Source organism: Streptomyces sp. NRRL S-495 (assembly GCF_000966955.1).
Lineage (GTDB): Bacteria > Actinomycetota > Actinomycetes > Streptomycetales > Streptomycetaceae > Kitasatospora > Kitasatospora purpeofusca.
The window spans coordinates 1-206 of sequence record NZ_JZWY01001413.1 but is presented as its reverse complement, the minus strand read 5'-3'; the positions used below and the strand labels follow the sequence as shown (position 1 = coordinate 206).

At 74.3% G+C, this 206-nt stretch carries 1 protein-coding gene; it reads right to left on the bottom strand.

The genetic code is table 11. The features are described 5' to 3' along the window. Nucleotides 1-29: 29 nt before the first annotated feature. Nucleotides 30-206, bottom strand: a 177-nt coding sequence (locus VR45_RS50960; protein ID WP_045945243.1) for an STAS domain-containing protein, incomplete at its 5' end; no start/stop codon positions are given.

The window sequence follows — 206 nt, the reverse complement described above, 5'->3', positions numbered from 1 at the left end:
GCCACGGGCGACGGCCGTCCGCGCCCGGCTCAACCGGCCAGTGCCCCGGCCACCGAGTCGTGGATCGAGAACACCACCCGGGCGCCGGTCAGGTCGAGCACCCGCATGACGGTGGGCGGCACGGCGGCGAGCCGCAGCGCCAGCCCGCCCTGCTCGGCCGCGATCCGGGTTCTGAGCAGTACGTTCAGTCCGGAGGAGTCGCAGAA